At 36.6% G+C, this 23,577-nt stretch carries 25 protein-coding genes; 13 read left to right on the top strand and 12 right to left on the bottom strand.

All coding sequences use genetic code 11. The features are described from left to right. Positions 1–64 precede the first annotated feature (64 nt). Positions 65–952 (bottom strand): sulfite exporter TauE/SafE family protein, encoded by an 888-nt coding sequence (locus K6I41_RS10020; protein WP_250374219.1) that lies wholly within the window; start codon positions 950–952, stop codon positions 65–67. A gap of 61 nt (positions 953–1,013) precedes the next feature. On the opposite strand from K6I41_RS10020, the gene K6I41_RS10015 reads away from it, so the two are divergent. Next, entirely contained in the window at positions 1,014–1,130 is a 117-nt protein-coding gene (locus tag K6I41_RS10015; protein ID WP_081399155.1) for a hypothetical protein, read from the top strand. On the opposite strand, the gene K6I41_RS10010 is transcribed toward K6I41_RS10015, so the two are convergent. From K6I41_RS10010 to K6I41_RS09995, 4 genes are all read right to left on the bottom strand, one after another. Next, positions 1,105–1,386: a hypothetical protein gene (locus tag K6I41_RS10010; protein ID WP_013198031.1), complete on the bottom strand. Its 282-nt coding sequence runs from the start codon at positions 1,384–1,386 to the stop codon at positions 1,105–1,107. The genes K6I41_RS10015 and K6I41_RS10010 overlap by 26 nt on opposite strands. Continuing rightward, the gene (locus K6I41_RS10005) at positions 1,383–2,939 is read right to left on the bottom strand and encodes a PepSY-associated TM helix domain-containing protein (protein ID WP_250374218.1); all 1,557 of its coding nucleotides are present in this window, start codon (positions 2,937–2,939) and stop codon (positions 1,383–1,385) included. Before K6I41_RS10005 ends, K6I41_RS10010 begins: the two co-directional genes overlap by 4 nt. After that, complete coding sequence (locus tag K6I41_RS10000; RefSeq protein WP_250374217.1) at positions 2,932–3,231, bottom strand: hypothetical protein; 300 nt, start codon at positions 3,229–3,231, stop codon at positions 2,932–2,934. The genes K6I41_RS10005 and K6I41_RS10000 overlap by 8 nt, the downstream gene beginning before the upstream one ends. 66 nt (positions 3,232–3,297) lie before the next feature. Further along, on the bottom strand, positions 3,298–5,433 hold the full coding sequence (locus K6I41_RS09995) for a TonB-dependent siderophore receptor (protein WP_250374216.1): 2,136 nt from the start codon (positions 5,431–5,433) through the stop codon (positions 3,298–3,300). A 221-nt stretch (positions 5,434–5,654) separates the two neighbouring features. Here K6I41_RS09995 and lpxB point away from each other — a divergent pair, with 221 nt between their 5' ends. Further along, positions 5,655–6,830: a lipid-A-disaccharide synthase gene (gene lpxB / locus K6I41_RS09990; RefSeq protein ID WP_250374215.1), complete on the top strand. Its 1,176-nt coding sequence runs from the start codon at positions 5,655–5,657 to the stop codon at positions 6,828–6,830. Here lpxB and eppR read toward each other — a convergent pair. Then, positions 6,827–7,474, bottom strand: coding sequence for an error-prone polymerase regulator EppR (eppR, locus tag K6I41_RS09985; protein ID WP_250374214.1), 648 nt, complete (start codon positions 7,472–7,474; stop codon positions 6,827–6,829). The two genes, lpxB and eppR, sit on opposite strands and share 4 nt — an antisense overlap. 118 nt (positions 7,475–7,592) lie before the next feature. On the opposite strand from eppR, the gene K6I41_RS09980 reads away from it, so the two are divergent. The 4 genes from K6I41_RS09980 to K6I41_RS09965 are packed head-to-tail and all read left to right on the top strand — an operon-like array spanning position 7,593 to position 12,626. Beyond that, positions 7,593–8,612 (top strand): HlyD family secretion protein, encoded by a 1,020-nt coding sequence (locus K6I41_RS09980; protein ID WP_250374213.1) that lies wholly within the window; start codon positions 7,593–7,595, stop codon positions 8,610–8,612. After that, positions 8,605–10,368 carry an ATP-binding cassette domain-containing protein gene (locus K6I41_RS09975; RefSeq protein WP_250374212.1) on the top strand — a complete coding sequence of 588 codons (1,764 nt, stop codon included), beginning with the start codon at positions 8,605–8,607 and terminating at the stop codon, positions 10,366–10,368. Before K6I41_RS09980 ends, K6I41_RS09975 begins: the two co-directional genes overlap by 8 nt. A 10-nt stretch (positions 10,369–10,378) precedes the next feature. Further along, complete coding sequence (locus tag K6I41_RS09970) at positions 10,379–11,503, top strand: ABC transporter permease (RefSeq protein ID WP_250374211.1); 1,125 nt, start codon at positions 10,379–10,381, stop codon at positions 11,501–11,503. A 4-nt stretch (positions 11,504–11,507) separates the two neighbouring features. Further along, positions 11,508–12,626: an ABC transporter permease gene (locus K6I41_RS09965; RefSeq protein WP_250374210.1), complete on the top strand. Its 1,119-nt coding sequence runs from the start codon at positions 11,508–11,510 to the stop codon at positions 12,624–12,626. Between the two features lie 36 nt (positions 12,627–12,662). Here the strand turns inward: K6I41_RS09965 and K6I41_RS09960 are convergent, their stop codons facing one another. Next, a complete protein-coding gene (locus K6I41_RS09960) occupies positions 12,663–13,532 on the bottom strand; it encodes a DUF2797 domain-containing protein (RefSeq protein ID WP_198307959.1) in 870 nt (289 codons plus the stop codon). A 39-nt stretch (positions 13,533–13,571) separates the two neighbouring features. Here K6I41_RS09960 and K6I41_RS09955 point away from each other — a divergent pair, with 39 nt between their 5' ends. Both K6I41_RS09955 and K6I41_RS09950 read left to right on the top strand, forming a co-directional pair. Beyond that, the gene (locus tag K6I41_RS09955; RefSeq protein WP_016138231.1) at positions 13,572–14,033 is read left to right on the top strand and encodes a DUF6231 family protein; all 462 of its coding nucleotides are present in this window, start codon (positions 13,572–13,574) and stop codon (positions 14,031–14,033) included. A 99-nt stretch (positions 14,034–14,132) separates the two neighbouring features. Then, positions 14,133–14,726, top strand: coding sequence for a YidB family protein (locus K6I41_RS09950; RefSeq protein WP_151822528.1), 594 nt, complete (start codon positions 14,133–14,135; stop codon positions 14,724–14,726). Between the two features lie 108 nt (positions 14,727–14,834). Here K6I41_RS09950 and K6I41_RS09945 read toward each other — a convergent pair whose 3' ends face one another. The 3 genes from K6I41_RS09945 to K6I41_RS09935 all read right to left on the bottom strand — a co-directional run bounded on the left by K6I41_RS09945 (position 14,835) and on the right by K6I41_RS09935 (position 16,897). Then, positions 14,835–15,941: a porin gene (locus tag K6I41_RS09945; RefSeq protein WP_250374209.1), complete on the bottom strand. Its 1,107-nt coding sequence runs from the start codon at positions 15,939–15,941 to the stop codon at positions 14,835–14,837. A gap of 255 nt (positions 15,942–16,196) precedes the next feature. Next, a complete protein-coding gene (locus tag K6I41_RS09940; RefSeq protein ID WP_005304916.1) occupies positions 16,197–16,610 on the bottom strand; it encodes an HIT family protein in 414 nt (137 codons plus the stop codon). Between the two features lie 17 nt (positions 16,611–16,627). After that, positions 16,628–16,897, bottom strand: a complete 270-nt coding sequence (locus K6I41_RS09935) for a YARHG domain-containing protein (RefSeq protein ID WP_005304919.1) — start codon at positions 16,895–16,897, stop codon at positions 16,628–16,630. Between the two features lie 864 nt (positions 16,898–17,761). Between K6I41_RS09935 and K6I41_RS09930 the strand changes: the two genes are divergently transcribed. Next, positions 17,762–18,226, top strand: coding sequence for a hypothetical protein (locus K6I41_RS09930; RefSeq protein WP_250374208.1), 465 nt, complete (start codon positions 17,762–17,764; stop codon positions 18,224–18,226). A gap of 154 nt (positions 18,227–18,380) precedes the next feature. On the opposite strand, the gene K6I41_RS09925 is transcribed toward K6I41_RS09930, so the two are convergent. Further along, a complete protein-coding gene (locus K6I41_RS09925) occupies positions 18,381–19,253 on the bottom strand; it encodes an NAD(P)-dependent oxidoreductase (protein ID WP_250374207.1) in 873 nt (290 codons plus the stop codon). A gap of 10 nt (positions 19,254–19,263) precedes the next feature. Next, complete coding sequence (locus tag K6I41_RS09920; protein ID WP_250374206.1) at positions 19,264–20,349, bottom strand: alpha/beta fold hydrolase; 1,086 nt, start codon at positions 20,347–20,349, stop codon at positions 19,264–19,266. A 135-nt stretch (positions 20,350–20,484) separates the two neighbouring features. Between K6I41_RS09920 and K6I41_RS09915 the strand changes: the two genes are divergently transcribed. From K6I41_RS09915 to recR, 4 genes are all read left to right on the top strand, one after another. Next, the gene (locus K6I41_RS09915) at positions 20,485–21,672 is read left to right on the top strand and encodes an O-succinylhomoserine sulfhydrylase (protein ID WP_192454275.1); all 1,188 of its coding nucleotides are present in this window, start codon (positions 20,485–20,487) and stop codon (positions 21,670–21,672) included. A 194-nt stretch (positions 21,673–21,866) separates the two neighbouring features. After that, a complete protein-coding gene (locus K6I41_RS09910; RefSeq protein WP_005304936.1) occupies positions 21,867–22,100 on the top strand; it encodes a hypothetical protein in 234 nt (77 codons plus the stop codon). Between the two features lie 281 nt (positions 22,101–22,381). Continuing rightward, complete coding sequence (locus K6I41_RS09905; protein WP_005304937.1) at positions 22,382–22,711, top strand: YbaB/EbfC family nucleoid-associated protein; 330 nt, start codon at positions 22,382–22,384, stop codon at positions 22,709–22,711. 9 nt (positions 22,712–22,720) lie between these two features. Next, a complete protein-coding gene (recR, locus tag K6I41_RS09900; protein WP_004792557.1) occupies positions 22,721–23,317 on the top strand; it encodes a recombination mediator RecR in 597 nt (198 codons plus the stop codon). Positions 23,318–23,577 lie beyond the last annotated feature (260 nt).

Genomic DNA, 23,577 nt, shown 5'->3' with positions numbered 1-23,577 from the left:
TGAAATAATTATGAAAATCCTACATCTCATGGTATTTCAGTTTGGAAAAATCTTATTGATTTTGCTATCTTTCAGTTGAGTTGCTTGTTTTTTCAGCAACCACAGCTTGTTGTTGTACCACAGGTGCTTTCGGTTTTGCTTTGACTGGGTGAATCATAAAGTTAACACCGAGGGCAAATAGGGTAATCCCTAAAATTTTTCGGATTAAACGTTCTGGCATACGAGAACTAATGAGCGTACCAACAATAATTGCAGGAATTGAACCCACCAATAACCACATAAGAAGCGTAAAGTCGACGTTACCAGCACTCATATGTCCAAGGCCAGCCACTAAAGTGAGCAATACGGCATGTACAACATCGGAACCAATAATTCGAATCATTGGTAAGTTTGGGAACATGATCACGAGTGCCATAATCCCAAATGCACCAGCACCGACTGATGAAAGCGTTACGAATACACCTAAGATGATGCCCATAACCACGATAAAGCTACGTTTCTTATGGATAGCTAAATGCTCAGTCTCAGTTTGAGTGACTTCTTTATTTCTAAAACGACTGAAGAACTTCTCAATACGAGAGCGGAAAATGATAGATACACCAGTTAAAGTCAGCATAAAACCTAACACCATGGTGAGTACAGCTTTATAGTGTGTTGACTGACTTAAATAATGCTCAAGTACCCATGTAGTACCGAAAGATGCAGGAATACTACCTACTGCTAACCATAAAACAATTGGCCAGACAATATTGAGCTTTCTAGCGTGAACCATTGATCCACAAAATTTTGAAATTGCGGCATAAAGTAAATCGGTACCAATTGCGATATGAGGTTCAATTCTAAAAAGGCCAATTAAAATTGGTGTCATTAATGATCCACCACCAACTCCTGTAATCCCTACACAGAAACCAACTAACATACCTGCTAAGATAAATTCAAAAGCACCAGACATCTTTATCGCCACTTATCACGAAACGCACATATCTTATTCCTTTTAGAGATAAACAGTTGTCATGAATAATGATTTGCTTATGCAAAAAAAAGCTAAGCAATCAAAATATTGCTTAGCTTGTTCTATTTTTCATCATTTTTTAAAGAAAAAGATTATTTTGAAGACTTTAGAGGATTAACTAAAAGTATAAGAATAAAAGTTAATGGCGTTGCAAAGATCCACCAACTGACAAAACCAATTGAAAATTTATAGTGTTGAATAAGAATAAATGCACATAAACCAAATAGCATGAATGCAGCTATTTTAATGTGTCGGTAATATTTTTGAGCTAACGATTTGAAATGACCTGTTGATTTAGGCGATCGATATTTTTCGCTCGCCATAAATAGTAAATACATACCTAATAAAATTAAGATGAAAGCTATAAGAATCATGAGCTCACCTCAGTATTTAATTTATTCAACTTTTTTTGAATCTTTTCTACAGCTTTATGCTGGATAGGTTGAATTTTGCAGAATATAAAAATTGCTAAAGCTGCAAAGATCCACAAAAATACATCTACACGTGCAAAGGTCCAATAATCTCTGAGGCTTTGAACATACTCATGTTTAAGTAAATAACTTAGATTTAAGATGGGAAGTGCAATACTGAGCATAATAAAAAAGCAAAGTTGAGTTCGCCACAAATGCTGCTTTCTAGTGATTAAAGCAATGATTAAGCTGATTAACCAAACTAAGAAAAAGCTATAAATTTCATAATTGATCGTGGTTGAAGTGACTATAAACAATCGATTCGCGCTTAAATAGGCGACAGTTGCACAAGGTAATCCAACAAACGCTGCAACATTCAATCGGTCAACTAAATAGTGCCCGAAATGAAACTTACTATTCTTATTTTGAATTTGTCGTTTAAGACTCCACAGTAACAAACCAGAGGCAATCATTACACAGCCTAAAATGCCTGAGAAAAAGAATCCTAAACGAAGTAAAGGCTGAGCAAATGTAGCCATATGTAGCCCATAGACACCCGCATTTAACGTTGCAATAGGACTATTATTACGTGTGTCTTCTAAGACTTTGCCAGTTGAAGCATTTAATGTAATTTGAGCTTGATTACGAGTAATAGAGCGGTCTTCTTGCTGAATAAATGTAATTTGCGCCTGATTGGTATTCGGGTTTTTCACACTAATCGTTGATAAAGGTTGATTACCCCAACTTTGTTGAACTTGGTTCAATAGCTTATCAATAGCTAAGTTTTGAGCAGGCTGAATTGATTGATTCTCAAGTACAGTCTTTGTGCGTATCTCGGTAAAATATTGATAAGGGTTTTCAGGGTAAATCTTTTGCATTCCCCAAGGTAGATATAAATAAAAGAAAATAGCTAAGCCCGTAAATGTAATGGTTAAAAAGAAGGGCAGTGCAACGACAGAAGAAATATTGTGAAAGTCTAGCCATGAACGCTGAGACTTAAATGTGCGTAAAGTAAAAAAGTCAGTGAATATTTTTTTATGGGTAATAATGCCCGAAACCAAAGCAATCAGCATAATAAATGCTGCAAGACACACGACTAATCGCCCAACTATTATTGGAATGCCAAAAAGTTGGTAATGGAAACGGTAAAAAAAATCGCCGCCTAGAGTTGCCGAAAGTTGAAGTTCTTTTCCCGTGTTAGCATCAAGTGTGGCATTGCCATAACCGCCGTCAGCTTTTTCCCAATACATAGTGTTGACGGGACTTTCTGGTGAAGCAACTGTTAAATACCAAGATTTGGCATCTGGAGCGTTTTCTTGTAAATATTGATATGCTGTTTTAATGGCAATATCTTGCTTTACTTCATATTGCGCAAGTGCAGGTTGCATCCATAAATTAATTTCGTGGCGGTAATAGGACAAACTTCCCATTAAGAAAATGGCAAATACGAGCCATCCAAATATTAAGCCAGTCCATGAGTGTAGCCATGCCATAGATTGACGTATACCTTTATGCATAACCCACCATATGTGTCACAAAAAAGAAAAGGGCGCACAAAACAATTGATAGCCCAGTGAGTTTCAAAAGTGATTGAACGCAGAAACCAACAATTACAAAGATGACGTAAAATAGAATTGCTATAAATGCTGCGAGATATATAGCTTCAGCTTTGTCGAGGGTCAAAAGGAAAATTCCAATGAGTCCAAGGCTTAAATATGCCATACAGGCAAAGCCCATACCGAAAACTAGCAAGAATCGATAGAAAACTTTTATACGATATGACACAGGGAGATTTACAGTTTTGGACATCTTTACTGACACATACACAAAGAATAATAAGTAAAGCCAATCCCTAAATTGGGATTGGCTACGATATTAATATTTAAACTTTACAGCAACTGTATAGTTGGCAGAAGGACCATAAAAAGCTTGGCCATCTGGAAAACTATTTAAATATTTCTTGTCAAAAATATTATTACCATTTGCTTGAAGCGTAATATGATCGTTGACTTCATAGCTCGCCATTAAATTAACTAAAGCATATGCATCTTGTTTAATCGTACTATTAACATTTGAATCATATAACTTTATCCCATCTTGCCATTGTAAGCCTGCACCAACTTTTAGCTTCGGTAAAACTGGTGGCGTGTAGGTGGTTAGCACGTTAAGTGTCTGGTTTGGATTATAAGTTCTTGCCTCGCCGCCATTTTTAATATCTTTAATACTAAATTGAGCATAGCCGAAAGAAAAATTCACATTATTTGTGATTTGACCTGATAAGCCGACTTCTACACCTTGTGATTCTAAATCACTCGTTGGTACTTTTCGATTAAGTGGATTTCCATCAGAGCTGCGTAGAGGGTAATTATTTTGTTCAGTTTTAAATACTGAAAGTGTTCCTGTTAAACGGTCATCTAGCCATGAACTTTTTACGCCCATTTCATAGCTTTTACCATCAATAGGTTTTAAAGCTTGATTGGTGTCTTTATCAATACCAGTTTGAGGACGGAAAATTGAGGTGTAACTCATATAACCTGTATATTCAGGTGTAAAGTTATAAGTTAGTCCAACATAGGGTGAGACTTTACTTTCACTATATGACATTGGTGAACCATAACTTTCACCTTTACTTTCAGCTTGGACATAGTTTGCACCAAGTAAAAGTTTTAAATCTTCATTAAGATGTAAGCGTGTCGCAGCATAGATGGAGTTAATATTTTGCTTATAGTTTGCGGCTTCTGTGAAGTCTGACCAAGTTACAGATTGCGGTGTCCAACTTGACCAATCCGTAGTGGTTGATTTTATAACGTTACTATCGTTAATCGTTCCTGTAGATTGTTTATCTTGCTGATGACTACGTACATAGCTATAGCCTAAAGATGCCTCATGTTCTCGATTGAAAAGTTTATATGTTCCTTCGAGATTAAAATCGACAGCATGTTTTTCTTGGTGCTCTTGACCACCCCAAGGAGTTAGAGAAACACCTGATCCATCAGCTTTTGGATAACCATAATAATAAAGAAGACGACTATTATGCTTGGTATCAAGATAGTTATAGGTCAGCTTAGCGGTCCACTGATCATTAATTTTTTGCTTTAATTCAACGAAAGCATTTTGTGTTTCATTATCCCAGTGTGCCCAGTCAGGGTTAGGGTTATATGAGCGGTCATATAAAATTTGTTTACCATTGGCATCTAACAAAGGCAGAGCACCCCAGTTGTTTGCATTGGGTTTATTTTGTTCTTGGCTATAACCTGCGGTCAGTAAAGTACTATCTGTCAAATCAGCTTCAATAATACCTGCGAAACCATTTCTCTCTGATGAATATCGATCAAGGTAAGAATCACCAGTTTGCTCATAGCCCATAATACGGCCACGTACTTTTCCACTCGGTATTATTGCGCCAGAGACATCAGCTTCATAACGCTGCGTATCCCAAGAACCATAACTTACACCGCCACTTGCTTGGAATTCTTGAGTCGGACGTTTTCTAATATTGTTGATTGTTGCGCTCGGATCACCGAAGGCGTTAGTTAAAGAATCAGCACCTTTAACGACTTCTACACGATCATAGAAATAAGTATCAGGATTCGTATTGTTATAGTTATAACCTGAGAGGGGAAAACCCACGCCGTCAGTTAATATATTTGAAATCTCGAAGCCGCGAGCCATATAAGTAGTTCGCTCAGTTTCTTGATTAGATACGGTTACACCTGGGGTATTTTTTAAAACATCTCGTGTACTAGTCAGTCCGAAATCTTCAATTTGCTGACGAGTAACGACATTAATGGTTTGAGGAGTTTCTTTAGCCTCAATATTAAGCTTGGTTGCGCTACTCGAGTTTTTAACATTATATGCTTTGGTTTGTTCAGAAGACTGCTCAGCATTTGATGCTTTAACTTGGATCGTCTGTAAAGATTGTACCTCTGAGTCTTGAGCATAAGAAAGGTTCGCATAACAAATCGCGCAGGCGATTACGGTAAGCTTAAATGGTCGAGGTGGGATATTCATAAGATTAAGGATAATGTAAATAATTCTCATTTATTTTATTGTTTGTAAATGTAAGCTACAATTCAAATTGCATTGTTAATTTAGATTAAAAGATGGTGAATGAATGTAATTTTAGATAGCTTGTGCTGTGACTGCTCTTGGTAAGTACATATACATCAAGTTCAAGATTGATAAACCTCTATGCTAGAATGCATTATTTTCAAATTCTTGGGTAAATCGCCTTGGCAAACCGAAAACTTAAAATAGGCATTGTAGTTGGGGAAGTTTCTGGAGATACGCTTGGTGTGAAACTTATGCGTAGTTTTCGAGAACAAGGAATCGATGCCGAATTTGAGGGAATCGGTGGTCCTCAAATGATTGCTGAAGGTTTTAACAGTTATTACCCAATGGAAACTCTGTCTGTGATGGGGATTGTTGAGGTATTAAAAGACTTAAAAAAATTATTCGCCGTGCGGGATGGTTTAATCACTCAATGGACTCAAAATCCAGTTGATATTTTTATTGGTATTGATGCGCCAGACTTTAACCTCAGACTTTCTAAAAGTATTAAAGAAAAGAATCTTCCAATAAAAACAGTTCAATATGTCAGTCCTTCTGTTTGGGCGTGGCGTCAAGGACGTGTTCATGGCATTAAACAGAGTATAGATTTAGTACTTTGCTTATTTCCTTTTGAAAAAGTTTTTTATGAACGATATGAAGTTCCAGCAGCATTTGTAGGCCATCCATTAGCTAAACAATTGCCACTTGAAAATCCAATCCAAATTGCTAAACAGCAATTAGGTCTTAATGAAAATCAAAAACATATTGCGTTATTACCAGGCAGCCGAAAAGGTGAGGTAGAACGACTTTTGCCTATGTTGCTTGGAACTGCCAATATTCTGCATAAGAAATATCCAGATATTCAATTCTTAATTCCCGCGATTAACGATGCACGAAAACAACAGATTGAGCAGGGTGTTGAACAATTAGCGCCTAATTTGAAAACTGTAATTCATATTTTAGAAAATACAGATAGCGAGTCTAAAGTTGGCCGTATGGTCATGAATGCAAGTAATATCATTGCTTTAGCTTCTGGAACGGCGACATTAGAAGCCATGCTCATGCATAGACCAATGGTCACTTTCTATAAATTGCATTGGTTGACCTATATAATTGCTAAGCTTTTGGTGAAAATTCCTTATTATTCTTTACCCAATATTATTGCGGGTAAGAAAGTCATTGAAGAGCTTATTCAGGCTGATGCAACACCAGAAAATTTAGCCGCTGAAATAGAAAAACTAATGAATGTTGAAACAGCTCAAATTCAAGTGATGCAACATTTAACCATGCATAAACAACTTATTTCTGGAAATACAGAAGATCCAGTACAGGCAATTTTGCAATGTTTAAATAGCTAATTTTTAAGATTTGATTGGCTAATTGCTTTTAAGCCAGCTAATGAAAATTTTTTAAAATGTTCAACTAAATCGTGTAATGGCATCTGAGCAATATTTTTAAGGGGTTCAGGTGCTTGAGCATTAGGTCCTGCAATAATGAGCATCATGCAAGGTGTTATCACGCTTAAAATACAAGGCAACACCGCTGGATCATTTTCATCTAAACCAGCAACTTGACTAATGAGCTTACGAATAAGAAAAAATTTTCTCATACCTGCAAATTCAATAAAATTTAATAAATGCTCAGAAGGTGAAAAGAGTTCACGAATAAAGACTTTGCCATGCCAAACATCTTTTTCGGTTAATTTATGCAGCAAGGTCTCAAGTAATAAGCTTAGCTTTTCTTCTGGTGATTGAGTGCTTTCAACAAGTTTTAGTAAATATTTTTCATCTAGATAGTGAGCGTGAGCTTCCACTAACACAGCTTGATATAATCCGTCTCGACCATCAAAGTGATAATTAATTGCAGCCAAATCTACATTCGCAGCGTTAGCAATTGTTTTGTTCGCTGTCTTTGCAAAACCATATTGGGCAATTAAAGGTCCTGCTGCCTCAATAATTTTGGACTTGGTTAAGTCACCATCACTTCGTCTAGATCTGGACATATTTAACCCTAATTTTCATTCACCATAAAAGTATATCTTTTATTCAAAGATTGGAGTAATTTAAATTTAAATTGAATTTAAACTAATAAAATTTGAATTTAATAAGAAGGCCAATAAGATGAATAAAAAAGTGATTGCCGTCGTCTTGGTTGTTATAGCTGTGGTTATCATCGGCTTTTGGGTATGGAAATATAACAATAAAAATCAAAAAGATAATGTATTAACTTTATATGGAAATGTTGATATTCGCCAAGTTTCACTTGCATTCGAACAGTCTGGCCGTATAGAGAAGCTTGTAGTTCAAGAGGGCGAGAAAGTTAAAGCTGGTCAAGTACTAGCGACTCTTAATACCAATGCACTACACATTCAGGCAAAGCAAGCTCAAGCACAACTTAAAGCTCAACAAGAGGCAATTGTTAAACAAGATGTGGGAGCTCGCCCAGAAGAAATTAGTCAAGCAAAAGCACAACTTGCATCTGCCCAAGCCGAGCTTGATAAAACCAACAAAAACTTGCAACGCTTACAAATTTTGGTAAGTAGTACGGATGGTCGGGCAATTAGCCAACAAGAGCTAGACTATGCCAAAAGTAATAAAGATAGCGCTGAGGCAGCGGTCCGTGAAAGACAAGCTAATTTAGAATTAATCATTAAAGGTGCCAGACAAGAAGATCGTGAAGCGACCAAAGCACAGTATGAAGTAACTAAGGCTAATTTAGATCTAATTAACTATAACCTTACTCAAGCTGAACTAAAGTCTCCTGTAAATGCAGTGGTACGAGCTCGGTTACAAGAAGTTGGCGATATGACAACTGCACAAAAGGCCGTTTATACATTGGCTTTGACCGATCCAAAATGGATTCGTGTATATGTAAACGAACAAGATTTAAGTTCTATCAAGATCGGGGGCACGGCCCAAGTTATTCGTGATTCTGATCCTAATCAGCCCATTAATGGAAAAATTGGCTATATATCTTCAGTAGCTGAGTTCACGCCGAAAACAGTACAGACCGAAGAGATTAGAACAACACTGGTTTATGAGGTTAGGGTCTATGTAAATGATCCGAATGATCAATTAAAAATGGGCCAACCTGTGACTGTAAACGTGCCACTTGCTTCAGGTGAGAAAGCTCATGACTGATGAAAAAGTAGTGGTTCAAGTTAAAAATTTATTCATGACTTTTAAGGCTGAGAATAATAAGGCAGAAGATATTAGTGCAATTGTTGATTTGAATATGCAAATTAACAAAGGAGAGCTTACAGCTTTAGTTGGTCTAGATGGTTCGGGAAAAACAACCTTATTAAGGTTAATTGCAGGACTATATAAAGCAACTTCTGGTTCATTAAATGTACTCGGAGTTGATGTGAGTAAAAATCCGCAAGCTGTACAAGACTGCATTAGTTATATGCCACAACGCTTTGGACTCTATGAAGATTTAAGCGTACAGGAAAATTTAGATTTATATGCCGACTTACATGGCATTCCAAAGGATGTATGGGAGCAAAGATTTAAGCGGTTATTAGAAATAACGGATCTTACTCAATTCACTCAACGTCTAGCAGGCCAACTTTCTGGCGGGATGAAACAAAAACTAGGGCTGGCATGTACGTTAGTCCGGTCCCCAGAGTTACTGTTACTTGACGAGCCTAGTGTTGGAGTAGACCCTTTATCAAGACGAGATTTATGGATCATTATTGAACAACTTGTTCAAGAAGAAAACTTAAGCGTAATTATAAGTACTGCTTATATGGATGAAGCAGAAAAATGTGCCCAAGTCTATATAATGCATGAAGGCAAAATTTTAAAACAAGGTTCACCTGAACAATTAAAAGAAATAGCAAGTGGACAAACGTGGAATATAAAACCTTCAGAGCTGATTAAGGCTCGGACCTTACAAGCTCAGTTACTTGATAACCATGTAGAGATTATTGATGCTGTTCCAAAGGGTGAACAAGTGAACTTTATTAGTCGTCAAAAAGAGCTATCAGCCGATATTTTACCTGAAGGGCTAAAAGCAAATACGCGACCACCTGAACTTGAAGATGTGTTTATGCTGCTGTTGCAGCAGGCTCAAAAGCAACCAAAACATATACCTATTTCTGAGCAAGCTTTTCAATTAGAACAAAACGATAATTTAAAAACAGAGCAACCTATCATTGTAGTTAAAGATTTAGTCCGAACTTTTGGAGATTTTACTGCTGTTGCCAATACATCATTTACTGTACAACGTGGCGAAATATTTGGATTACTTGGACCAAATGGCGCGGGTAAAACGACAACATTTCGAATGTTGTGTGGATTGCTACCAGCAAGTAGCGGGTATTTGGAAGTTGCTGGTAAAAATTTACGGACAGCTCGTGCTGAGGCAAGAGCCAAAGTAGGGTATGTCTCTCAAAAATTTGCACTGTATAGCAATTTAACTGTCTTAGAAAACTTGAAGTTTTTTGGTGGAGCATATGGGTTATCTGGCAAAAAACTAAATCAACAAATTGATAAAGCCTTACAGCAATACGATTTAAAACCTCATAGTAAAAGTGGTGATTTACCGGGTGGGTATAAACAACGACTATCTATGGCTGCTGCACTATTACATGAACCAGAAATTTTATTTTTAGACGAACCCACGAGCGGAATTGACCCGTTTGCACGGCGATCATTTTGGTACAGCATTGGTGAACTGGCAAATCAGGGCATTACCATCATTATTACGACGCATTTTATGGAGGAGGCAGAATATTGTGACCGCATTGCCATACAAGATGCTGGAAAGTTATTAGCCTTAGGTTCACCCCAACAAGTCCGTAAACTGGCAAGTAAAGATAAACATATTGCTGATATGAATGAGGCTTTTATAGCGATTGTGGAACAAGCACGTGCATTAAGGCACGCTGGTTAGGAGGTCTACAATGAGCTTTGGATTTTGGAATCGGCTGACAGCATTAGTTCGTAAAGAAACTAAGCAGCTCATTCGCGATAAAAGCAGCCTCGGGATTGGTCTGGTTTTGCCTGTTATTTTAATTCTACTGTTTGGTTATGGACTTTCTTTTGACTTAAATCAGGCTCGAGTCGGAGTTGTCGTTGATCAGTCTTCACCACAGATCAATCAGGCTTTAGCTGGTTTAAATGGCTCACGATATTTAGCTAGTCAAGAGTTTCATAATTTGCCTGAAGCAGAGCAGGCCATTCGAGATGGCGAAATTGATGCCATTTTGCATTTTCATTCAGATTTTGCCAGTCAGGCACAGCAAGGTAATGCCAAGGTTCAACTATTATTAAATGGTACATCCACTACCATAGCAACAGCTCTAGAGGGATATGTTGCAGGTGCTTTAGCTACCGCGCCGTCTATACAGTTTGACCGTAGTCCAATATTAGCAACGTCAAGTGCCGTTAATATTGAACAACGAATATGGTTTAACGAATCTGGTAACAGTACTTGGTTTTTAGTCCCTGGCTTAATGGTACTCATTTTAACTTTAATTGGCGCATTTTTAACTGGTTTACTTATTGCTCGTGAAAGGGAACGGGGAACTCTAGAAGCTTTATTTGTCACACCTGTACGGCCATTTGAAATTGTATTAGCAAAACTCATTCCTTATGTGGTGATCGGCATGATTGATATCGTGATCTGTATTGTTGCTGCATATTTTATTTTTGAAGTGCCTATACGTGGTTCATTATTTTCAATTTTATCGGCTTCATTTCTCTATTTAGTTGTTTCTTTATTACTTGGTTTAACTATATCAGGCTTTGCTCAAAGTCAGTTTCAGGCCAGTCAAATTGCCTTATTGGCAAGTTTTATGCCCGCGCTGATGCTTTCTGGGTTTGTTTTTGATACACGCAACTTGCCTTTGGTTGTTCAAATTATTAGCCAGTTATTACCGGCTACACATTTTATGATTTTAATTAAAACCTTATTTATGGGAGGTGATGATTGGAAGCTATGGTTTAAAGAATGCGGTTTTCTGGTGGGATATATCGTTGTTTTGATATGTGCTGTGAACTTGTCACTCAAAAAACGGTTGAGATAAAGATATGTGGCAGCAACTAATCGCTTGGCTAAAACATTTAAGTTTTTTGGTCAAAAAAGAATTCTTAACCATTTTTAGTGACCCTGCAAATAGAGTTATTCTATTTGTACCAGCCCTTATGCAGGCACTTTTGTTTGGCTATGCTGCTACTTATGATGTTAACCATGTCGATTATGCAATTTTAGACCAGAGCAATGGGCAGGTCTCACATGAACTCATCTCAAAATTAGATGGTTCTGGTATTTTTAAGCGTGTTGCAACACTTGAATATACCGATCAAATCAAACAAGTTATTGATAACCGTCAGGCACTGGTTGTAATTACGATACCATCCGACTTTGAAGACAAATTAAATAATAACCAAAGTTCATCTATACAAGTGATTGTTGATGGCAGGAACTCATCAACTGCTGTTGTGGCTGGTTCATATCTAAATAAAATTGTTGGTCAGTTTAATCAGCAAAAATTTAACTCAGCTTTGCCGATTAGCCTTGAAACAAGAACATGGTATAACCCAAATCAAGAGTCTCGATGGAGCCTAATGCCTTCATTAATTGCGGCCTTAAGTATGATGCAAACATTGCTTTTATCTGCTTTATCAGTTGCGCGTGAACGTGAGCAGGGCACATTTGATCAGTTATTAGTGACACCGTATACACCATTACAAATTATGATTGGTAAGGCCTTGCCGCCAATTTTTGTAGGCTTGATGCAATCAACCATTATTTTATTGATTATTTTGTTCTGGTTTAAAATTCCCATGAATGGCTCTATTGGGCTACTTTATTTTGGTTTATTGAGTTTTAACGTAGCTGTAGTCGGTGTGGGTTTATCAATTTCAGCATTATCTTTAAATATGCAACAAGCTATGTTGTTTACGTTTTTACTCATTATGCCTTTGATGCTACTTTCAGGCTTATTGACCCCAGTAGAAAACATGCCGGAAGCATTACAAATAGCAACGTACGCAAATCCTTTAAGGTTTGGAATTAACTTGGTACAACGAGTTTATTTGGAAGGTGCAGGCTTTGCACAAATCAAATTCAACTTTATTCCAATGATCATACTTGGACTGGTCACTTTACCTTTGGCAGCTTGGCTATTTAGAAACAGATTATCTTAATTAAAAAGCCCCATTTTAGGGGCTTTTTAATTTCACTTATGCACGTACGATCAGCTCGTAACCCGTATATTTACGGATATTAATAACACCAATATCAAAGATTAAATATTGCCCTTTAATACCTTGTAATACACCACGAATTTTTGGTGTTTTATCTAAGTTTAGAGACTTAATTTTTTCAGGATATTGTTCAACTGGATAAACAAACTCACGTGGCAATTCATTTTCTAGTAGTTCAACCGTTTCGTTAAATTCAAGATTTTGACTAAATTCTTCACGAATAGATTGAATTTTTGGTGCAAACTCTTCGATTAACTGATCACGTTGTTCTGTCAGTTTCAGAGGTTCAGCTTCACCCTTAAGAAGTTTACGCCAATCAGTTTTGTCAGCAACTAAAGAACCAAACATAGTTTCAAGTTGACCAGATAAACGGCGTGATCCAACTTTTAAAATTGGTAAGGCTTGGGTTGCACCTTGATCTAACCAACGACCTGGCATATGGCTAACACGAGTAATACCCACTTTTAAAGCACTCGAATTTGCTAAATAAACAATATGAGGTTGGAAACAAACATTGTGGGCAAAGTCATCTTCACGACATGTACCTAAATGATAGTGGCATGTTTCAGGTTTCATAATGCATAGGTCACATTCTGCTTTAGTTTTAAAGCATTTAAAGCAGTGGCCTTGAGAATAAGATTTTGGTGTTTTAGTGCCACAAGAAGTGCAATAAATATTACCTGTCCATTCGATTTCTAGTTCTTGTCCTAAATTAAAAGGAAGATCAATTTCTGAACGGTCTAATACAAATTTGTATTCAACATTTGCCTTGGTTGTCTGTTGATCAGTTACACTAGCATCTTTTAGGCCTGCATGCATTTTATGGCAAATGCCTTGTAGTTCCATAAAGTTTAAACTCACATCTTTCAATTAAGGGTTGCAGTTATGGCTGAACAAAATGTCATCACTTCTATGCTAGACGATTTATCAAACGAACAGCCCATTCATACTGCACTTTGTATTGGCCAGAAAATTGACCAGAATAACGCAATTCAATGGCACTATTTTACCGTAACTGAGCTTTTAAGTCTGCCTTTTACTCAGCGTTATGATTTGGGTTTTGTATTGTTTGATACAGATGAAATGCAGAACATAACTGAAGTACAAAAGTCACAATTATTAGTGAAGCTAAGAGATTTATTAGCAAAACGAATTGTTGTAGTAAGTAAACGCAGTGATGAACAGTTATTACGTTCTTTAGGTTTCACGCAACTCATTGATAAAACTTCACATGATAGTGATTTTGCTTTATGGCAATTTAATATCTTGACCTATAAGCATGTTCCAGATTGGTTTAATTCAAAGTTCTGGGCAAACCCAGAGAATTGGAATAAATTCCGCTGGTAAAATGGCACCAAATCTCTTTCAAAATTTAACAATTTGGCTTTTGCTGTCTTAACAAGAATCCGCGTATGCTCGTGTATAAACCATACATAAGAGTTACACATGACAAATTTAAGCAACATTGTAGAAGTTTTGGCTCAGCAGGCTTTAGGTGGGAACCAGCAAGCATCAGGTCAAGGTGGTTTAGGTGGAATTTTAGGTTCAGTACTCGGACAAATGGGGGGCAATACTTCTTCTGGCGCACAAGGTGGTCTTGGAGGAGTACTAGGTTCTGTATTAGGTCAAGTGACTGGAAATAATAATAACGCACCTCAAGCAGGTGGTGGCGTACAAAGTTTATTAATTGCAGTTGTACCTTTAATCTTAGGTTGGGTTCAACAACAAGGTGGTTTGCAGGCTGCTTTAGAAAAGTTAAAAGGTGCGGGTTTAGGTAACCAAGTTCAAAGCTGGGTTGATCCAAATCAAAGTAATAGCGAAGTTCCTACTCAACAATTGCAGAGTTTATTTAATCCAGCTGACATTGAGCAAGTTGCTGCGCAAGCTCAAGCTCCAAAAGAGCAAGTTTACGGTGCAATTGCTTCAGTCTTACCTCAAGTCATTGACTCATTAACACCTCAGGGTGAAAGTACCGATCATCAAGAAGCAAACCAAGACATTCAAAACGTTATGAATCTTGTAAGTGGTTTCTTAAAGTAAGCTACAAATTAAAAAAAGCCGGTATAAAAATATCGGCTTTTTTAATCTGAACAATAAAATAAAAGGGCGTTAGCCCTTTTATTTTAGATATGAATCAAAGATAACTAATTAGAAGTTATATTCGATACCTGTACCGACAACAGTTTGCTTGTCATCATCATTCAACCAGTCGCGTTTTTGTTGAGCAACGATGCCGTAGAAGCGAGCTTGTTTGTTGATTTGGTAATCAAGACCTAAACCGTACAAGTCGATTTTACGGTCTGATTGACCAGTTACTTGGGTTTCAGCTGAAGCATATTCAGCTTTCACTTTAAGTTTAGTGTTAGGAATTTTATAAGCAGCTGTTACTGCATATGCTTGTTCCTCTAAACCGCGGTAGGCTTTACCAGCTTTATCGATTGAACCATCTGATTTATATGATTGACCATATGCAGTCAATTCATCAGTAGGTTCAGCGTGTTGCCATAAAGCACCTACAACAAAACCTGATTTTGCGATGTCATAAGAACCAGTTACACGGTAAGCATCTGTATAAACATCTTTCAAACCGTAAGCAGCATATTTACCTTTAATACCAAAGTCACCAGCGGCAGCTACTGCTAAGCCAAGGTCTTTGTTCTCATAACCAAGCGCAGTAGACACAGAGTCAAAGCTGTCATTCTTACTGTCTTTACCAGTTTCACCTTGTTTGCTGTCAGAGGTGCTTTCACCAGTTTGAGCCATGATGTTGAAAGTTAAACCAGCTAATAATTTAGGGTCTAATTCAAAACCAACTACGTTATCTAAGCGGTTTTCACCGTACATGATATTGGTAATATCTAAACGTGTATCGTCATTAAAGATGTCTTGGTTACCACCAGCAGCAGTTTTAAAGTAAGAGTCGTATTTACCTACTTTTAAAGTACCAACACCTTCAGTTTTTAAACCGATGAAACGGTTACGAGCGCTAAGGTCACTATCAGAACCTGAACCATCAGTAGAAATTGCCCATTCAGCTAAATAAACAGCAGATAACTTGTCAGTTAATTTCTCTTCGCCTTTTACCCCAATGCGAGAAGAGTTTGAGTTAACTTCGGTAACATCACTTTTACCATCGAAATTTTTATTATCAACTTGGTTAATAGAAACATTTAGTTTGCCATACAAAGTTGGCGCTGCTTGCACCGCGTTTATGCTCAAAGTTGCAACTGCGGCAGCGAGTAGCAATTTCTTCATTGAGATTTCTCCAAAAGGTATTTAAAAATGGCGTATGCCTAGTTAACTATTTATTTTGTAGTTGACTTATGTACAAAAAGTTACAAAAGCTCACCAACTTGCTAAGCAGTATCGGCAAACTTTGTGACAGGGGAGTGAAAAATAAATGACAGTTTTATGACGATTAAAATTTAGAAATAAATTAATTATTTTAATTTTTTATAGTTTTTAGACGAAAAAAAGCGGAGTCAAAACTCCGCTTTAATATTTTAAAAATCAAAGAGCTGCTTTAATTTTCTCAGCTAAAGCTTTAATTTTTTCTTGATCGCCTAATTCTACAGCATGTCTTCCAAGTTGATGCACATTTGTAGGAATAAGGTGAAAATGAACATGCGGAACAGTTTGTCCTGCTGCTGCTCCAGAAAGCTGCATCAAGACAATACCTTCTAAATTGAAGGCTTTTTCCATTGCTTTCGCAATTTTCTGAACAATTTGGATGGTATATGCGGCTGCTTCTGGGGGTAAATCAAGCAGGGTTACAGCAGGTGTTTTTGGAATAACTAATGTATGACCATCGGCTTGAGGCATAATATCCATAAAAGCTAGAACTTGATCATCTTCATAGATTTTTATCGCTGGAAGTTCATTGCGTAAAATTTTTGCGAAGATATTTTGATCATCGTATGCCATGTATTAGTCCTTTAAAATTATTTACATTTCAATTCTTTCTGACGCTCTTTAATAGCATCAAGACGTTGTTGCTCTTTGTCAGAAAACTTTGGTTTTGTCGTATGACAGTTTTCATTACCATATTTTTCTTTAGCATCAGGATCTTTAAAACAAAAGCCTTTTGATGCATAAATCAAATTATAGTCGTCTTGCAATTTCTGACATTCTTGCTCAGGCGTTGCAGCTTGAACGCTTAAACCAGCCATGCTCACCATGCCAGTAAAGACTGCAACCATAAATTTATTCATGAGCGTTTCCTCAGTTAAAGGTATGAACCTGTACTCAATATAAGGTTTATTACCAATATTTCAATGATTATTAATTACTCAAATGTCATTTTGGGTGATAATTTGTTCATAAAACAAATAAAAACTTTAGATATCAATAATTTATAAAAATCAAATAAAAACATAAACTTAAGAGAAATTATATATATTTTTTTAGAATTTGATTCTTTTTAATTCACTTTTAACTTTCATTGGCAATATAAAAATATGCTTCTGATTGAGGTAATCAGATATAAAAAATTTTAGAAAAAGATGAGAACTTATAGCCTATTCCATTTGCTAAATAGACAGATGAAGTTTGAAATTAGGTCAATGAAAAAGGGGATAAGCAATGACATCATCAAAAACACAAAACGTGATAATTATCACAGTTTGTGTTTTTAGGATTAAGTGGAATTCACTGGGCCCATTTTAATTTAGACGGAAATGGGCTTTTTCTTTTAAGCTGTAAAATATTAATAGGCCAAAAGTAATCTTATTTTACACTTCAAGTGAAAGATGTATTGATTTTGCATGTTTTAACTTCTATTATATAGTCCTTAAATTGCTGCGTTTGATAGTTTTTTGTTTTTGTAGCCCATTTCTAAAATTGAGATGGGTTTTTTTTATTTAAGTTATTTCGAAATATATTAATTTAGCCTCACTATTGAGAGTTGTAATTAGCTATATGTTTAATTAATGTGATGCATTTCGCATACAACTTTCACTTTTACTATGGTGGTTACTTTTTAGTCTAACCTACTTACATATAGCAATGTTATATTCATCATACTTCCTTAAAGGATCTGATTATTTATCGGAGACAGGATTAAAAGGAAATAGAGAATGTCACAGTTTTTACTCGTTGCTGAAAGAGTTTATAAAAAATCTGAAGAAGAAAAGCTTTTCTCAGAGGATATTATTGAGCACTTGAATCGCTTAGTTAGTATGATCCGACAAGAGATAAAAGATACTTCATATAAATTAAAATATAACTTTATTGATTTCGAAGAATGTTTAAATAAGCCAGCCAATGAATGTTCAGCCAAACTCGATATCAGTTTAATGCCAACATATAAAAATAAAGGAGAATATATTATGTGGTTGGCTAGTTTTATTGAAAAAATAACTTTAGGAGGAAGAGAAAAGTTTCCACCACTTACTAATACTTTGCTTCCCAGCTGTATGCTTGCCAATCCTTATTCAGCAAAAATGGAACAAGCTAAGGTTGTATCCGAAAAAAGTGCGCAAATGATTGTAAATTATTTTAGATCCTCAGATTATAAAAAGGTTAATAAAGTACCTACGTAGTATAAAAATAATAATCTTTCAGTTGCTTAGTGATTCCATATATACAAAAAATTTCGTAATGAATGAAATGAGTTTGCATGTTTAAGGTTTCATAGTATTTCTTAGTGAGCCTATTAAAATTAAGTTTAATAGGCAGCCCTCTAAAAGATTAAATTTACTCTAATGTAATCTTTGTCCACGCTTCATACATTTTAACTGCCGCAGAGAAGTCACTGTTATCTTCAGCAGTTAAGTGAGCAGCTTGGATTAAACTTTGCGTTAAAGACAAAAGCGGGGCAGGAAGCTTTGCTTGCTTGACTAAATCCAAAGCAATTCCTGTGTCTTTGGCAAGAAGAGGTAAGCCAAAGGTTACTGGAAATTCACGACTCAATACACGCTGTGGGAAGATAGTCTCTGTTACCAGACTTTTACCACTTGAAGCGTTAATACACTCTAAAGCTTCGTTCAAACTTACCCCATGCGCTTTTAAAGCACTGAAACCTTCTGCAACAGACCAAAGGTTGACCGCAAGTAGCATATTATTAACTGCTTTTACTGCAAATCCAGCACCCGATTTACCGACATGTTTAATTAATTTTCCTACCACTTGTAGAGCTGGTAATGCGCGTTCGAAAGCTGCTGCATCACCACCCACCATTACAGTCAGAGTTGCATTTTCAGCTCCTACTGTTTGACCGCTTACTGGAGCATCCAGAAAATCAACATTTAATTGCTTTAATGAGCTAGCTAATGCACGGGCAGAGTCCGGAACCCCGCTGGTACAGTCTATCCAGATTGCTCCAGATTTAATTTCTACATTGCTAATTAGCGTTTCTACATCAGTGCTTGTCGGTAAGCATGAAAAGATAATATCTGCTTGTACAGCTTGCTCTAATGAGACAGCCTTAGTGCCATAGTCTGCTGCATGTTGTTTGGCTTTTTCAAAATTTCGATTCCATACATAGACAGTATCGAAGTGTTTTGGTAAATGCGCTGCCATACGGTAGCCCATTGCACCCAAACCAATAAATGCAACAGATTGACTCATGACCTTATCCTTAAATTTGTGTTGAACGTTCGGCGAGCCATGCAGCTAGTTTCGGCCAAAACTCCAGAGCACTTGCTTGACTCGACATTAGGCCTAAATGACCACCGGGGATGAGAGTAAACGTGACATCCTGGCTGCTTGTCAATTGACTTAATGGCGAAGCAGCGTCAGCAGTGACCAACTGATCACTACGACCCGCGCCAACTAAGAGGGAACAATCTATATTTTTTAATTCGATTTTCTTATCTTTTAACTGAATAAAGCCGCGTTTTAGCGGATTTTGTAGCCAGACATTAAACAACATGTCCTGATTAATACCACCCGGATAGTCAATCATATTATTTAAAAAGTTACTTAAAGTTGCATGCTCTTGTACAAATTGCAGGTCATCAAGATTCTTCAGCAATTGCACATGTCCATCAAACCATCCTTTAGGATCAAGAATTTTAAAACCTAATGAATTTAAAATTCCGGGACTATGGATCAGACGTTTTGGCAATCCAGAGTAAATACGTTCCTGTATTTTCTTATTGCGACTAATCAACTGATTTATGGTTTGATAGAGCTTGCCAATATGGCCAGATGCATAACTATCTATTGGGCTACCAAGAACAATTAAATTTTTAATATGGTTGGGCTGGTTCAGAGCAGCATATAAAGTAACGAATATGCCTGCCATACTCCAGCCATGGAGCGAGATTTGCTCACTTCTTGAATGTGCGCGAACGAGTTCTATTGCTTTAGGAATGAAATCTTCAATAAATGATAAAAAGTTAAGGTGTCTATCTTTAAACTTTAAGCGTCCCCAATCGACTAAATAAACATCAAAACCTGCATTTTGAAAGTATTTAATAAGAGAGCGATAAGGATATAAATCATAAATCGCCATATTAATTGCGAGTGGTGCAACAAACACTAATGGTTCTTTAAATTTTTTTTGTGTTGCTGCGTAATAACGAATACGGGTTTGATTGAATTCGCCAATCACCTCAAAGGGGGTACTTTGTGATAGTACCAATGTTTCTGAATGAAATAGTCGGGCAGAAAGGTACTTGATTTGGCTTTGTTCAGAGACAAGGGACTTTAAGCGTTTCATCTTGCTTTACCAACTATTTACTAAAATTAAATAAAGTCTAAGCGATAATTTTCAGGTTTACCTTGACCTTAAATACCTTAGACACTCAAAATGATGATAGTTTTTTAGTACATGACCAGTAAAGGCGAACATTTAATGAACCAGTCTGATGATTTAGAATACCAACTTGATACTTTAGCCATTCGTACCGGACATACTCGTAGTTTTGAAGGTGAGCATGGCGAACCGATTTTTTTGACATCATCTTTTGTATATGAAAATGCAGAAGAAGCTGCAGCAAAATTTTCTGGTCAAGTTCAAGGAAATATCTATTCTCGTTTTACCAATCCGACTGTATCGATGTTCGAAAAACGTTTAGCAGCTTTAGATGGTGCTGAACGTGCTGTTGCGACAAGCTCTGGAATGGGCGCGATTTTGTCAGTTACTATGGCATATCTCAAAGCGGGTGATCATGTTATTTGCTCAAGAGCAGTATTTGGTTCAGTTGTTGCCTTGTTTGAAAAATATATTGCCAAGTTTGGTGTAGATATTACATTTGTCGATTTATGTGATTTGGACGATTGGAAAAACGCGGTACGTCCAGAAACTAAACTTTTATTTGTTGAGTCGCCGTCTAATCCTTTAGCAGAGATCGCAGATATTCAAGCGCTTGCAGATATTGCTCATGCGAATGGCGCATTACTTGCGGTTGATAACAGCTTTTGTACGCCTGTTTTACAGCAACCATTAAAGTTTGGGGCAGACCTTGTCATTTACTCGGCGACTAAATATTTAGATGGGCAAGGGCGCGCATTAGGCGGTGCTGTTGTCGGTAATCATCAGTTATTAGAAGAAGTTTTTGGTGTTGTCCGTACGCTTGGACCATCAATGAGTCCATTTAATGCATGGGTTTTCTTAAAAGGTTTAGAAACTTTACGTTTGCGTATGAAGGCACACTGTGAGAGTGCTCAAATTCTTGCAGAATGGTTATCTACTCATGAAAAAGTAGAAAAAGTTTACTACGCTGGTTTACCAGCTCATGAAGGCCATGAACTTGCCGCTAAACAGCAAAATGGTTTTGGTGGGATTGTTTCTTTCGTTGTTAAAGGCGAACGTGAAGGTGCTTGGAAGGTTATTGATAATACTAAGTTTATTTCGATTACTGGTAACCTAGGCGATGTGAAGTCAACAATTACACATCCTGCAACGACTACACATGGCAAACTTTCTGCTGAAGCTAAAGCTGCGGCGGGCATCCAAGAGGGTTTAATACGTGTATCGGTAGGCTTAGAAGATATTAATGACATTATCCGTGATATCTCACGTGGTCTTGATCTGATCTAATTATCCTTATCTAAATAATTCTTTTGTGTTATTTTTTCATGAAACCATCTCTTTAATCGAGATGGTTTTTTTATATTTAAATGTTACTCAAATTTCAGAATTACAATAAAAAAACTACATTTTTGTTTAAATGAGAGCTAAGTGTACAAGGTATAAAGACTGTAAATTTAATTAAAAGAAATGTGAGTTTTAAAATGCTTAAGCCTATTGCTATTGTCGTTGTAGTGGGGGTAATCGGGGTAGTTGGATATAAATTGCTGACGAAACCGAGTCAGAACCCAGTGAATGAGACAACTTTATTGATCAACAATGCAGAGAAGTCTGTTCAAGAAGCAGATAAATCTATTCAAGAAGCAAATACCTCCTTTAAGAAAGTTCCTTTAAGTGAATATAAAACAATTGATAAAGGTCTACAGGCATCTCAATAGTGCTATGAGTTTTTATTAGACTTTAACGTATTCCATCTAAGTATTTAGGAAGTGTACCTAAGTATGAGCATGTTACTCATGTCGCTACGTAAAATAGAGCTAGAGATACTGATAGAAAACATTAGCCTATTGTGTCAGAATTACGGATTAATTTGAGTTCAATGCACTAATCTGTATGTATTTTAATCGCATAGGTTGGTTCAATGAGATTAAGTTTTTATAAAGTATTACCAGATAACGCATAATACTTTAAAGATTTGATAGAGATACGGAGTAAAGTTATGAATATCAATATGCTCATGCAGCAAGCGCAGCGCATGCAAAAAGATATGGAAACAAATATAAAAAAGGCGAAAGAAGAGCTTGCTCAAACTGAAGTTCATGCAGAAGCTGGTGGCGGTTTGGTTAAAGTAACCATGACTGGGCGCTATCTTGTAAAACGTATCGAAATTAACCCTGAATTACTTCAAGATGAACCAGATATGATTGAAGATTTGATTGCTGCAGCGGTAAATGATGCTGTACGTCAAGCAGAAGTTATTTCTGAAGAAAAAATGCAAAAAGCGAATTCTGGTATGGGCTTGCCACCTGGCTTAGCGGGCATGTTCTAAGGAAATTCTGTGTTTAGCGATAGATTTGAACAACTCGTTCAAGCTTTACGTATATTGCCTAGCGTTGGTCCGAAGTCGGCTCAACGTATGGCATTACATCTTTTGATGAAAAATCGAGAAGGTGCGTTTGCATTAGCCCATGCTTTACATGAAGCTTCAAGTTATATTCATGAGTGCAGCGTTTGCCATTCTTTAACTGAACATGAAATTTGTGATATTTGCGCCTCAACTGAGCGAGAAGATCAACTATTGTGTGTGGTTGAATCACCAGCAGATGTAATGGCGATTGAGCAAAGCGGAAGTTTCCGTGGTAAATACCATGTTTTAGGTGGGCATCTATCGCCTTTAGATGGTATTGGTCCAGAAGAAATTGGTATTCCTTATCTGATTCAGCGTTTAAGCCAAGGCAAAATTGAAGAAGTGATTCTGGCAACAAATGCGACTGTAGAGGGACAGGCGACCGCTCATTATTTGGTAGAGGCGACTAAGCATTTACCTATACAAATGACACGTATTGCTCAAGGTGTACCGCAAGGTGGTGAACTTGAGTATGTAGATAGCCATACCTTAAGTCAGGCAGTTCATAATCGTATGAGAATGAAATAAGCATTTCGATGCTTGTTTCATTGATGTCATATAAAATTGAATTAGATTTATTAATTTAGTTATAAAAGATGAATGTTATTTTGTCTTTAATTAAAAAAGTTTAAATAAAATATGAAAGCCCATAAGAATGAAAAAGATCTTATAGATTTTAAACAATGAATATTTGGAGTTAACTTTAAAAATATAAATAAAAGATCAAAAAATTATCTATTTTCGAAAAATTGTTCAAAAATAGAGTATTCATAAAGGTTTAAGTGGTA

The organism is Acinetobacter sp. AS23 (genome assembly GCF_023612055.1).
In the GTDB taxonomy this organism is placed as follows: Bacteria; Pseudomonadota; Gammaproteobacteria; order Pseudomonadales; family Moraxellaceae; genus Acinetobacter; species Acinetobacter oleivorans.
Note: the sequence above shows the minus strand (reverse complement) of the source record. Positions and strands in the feature narration are given on the sequence as shown.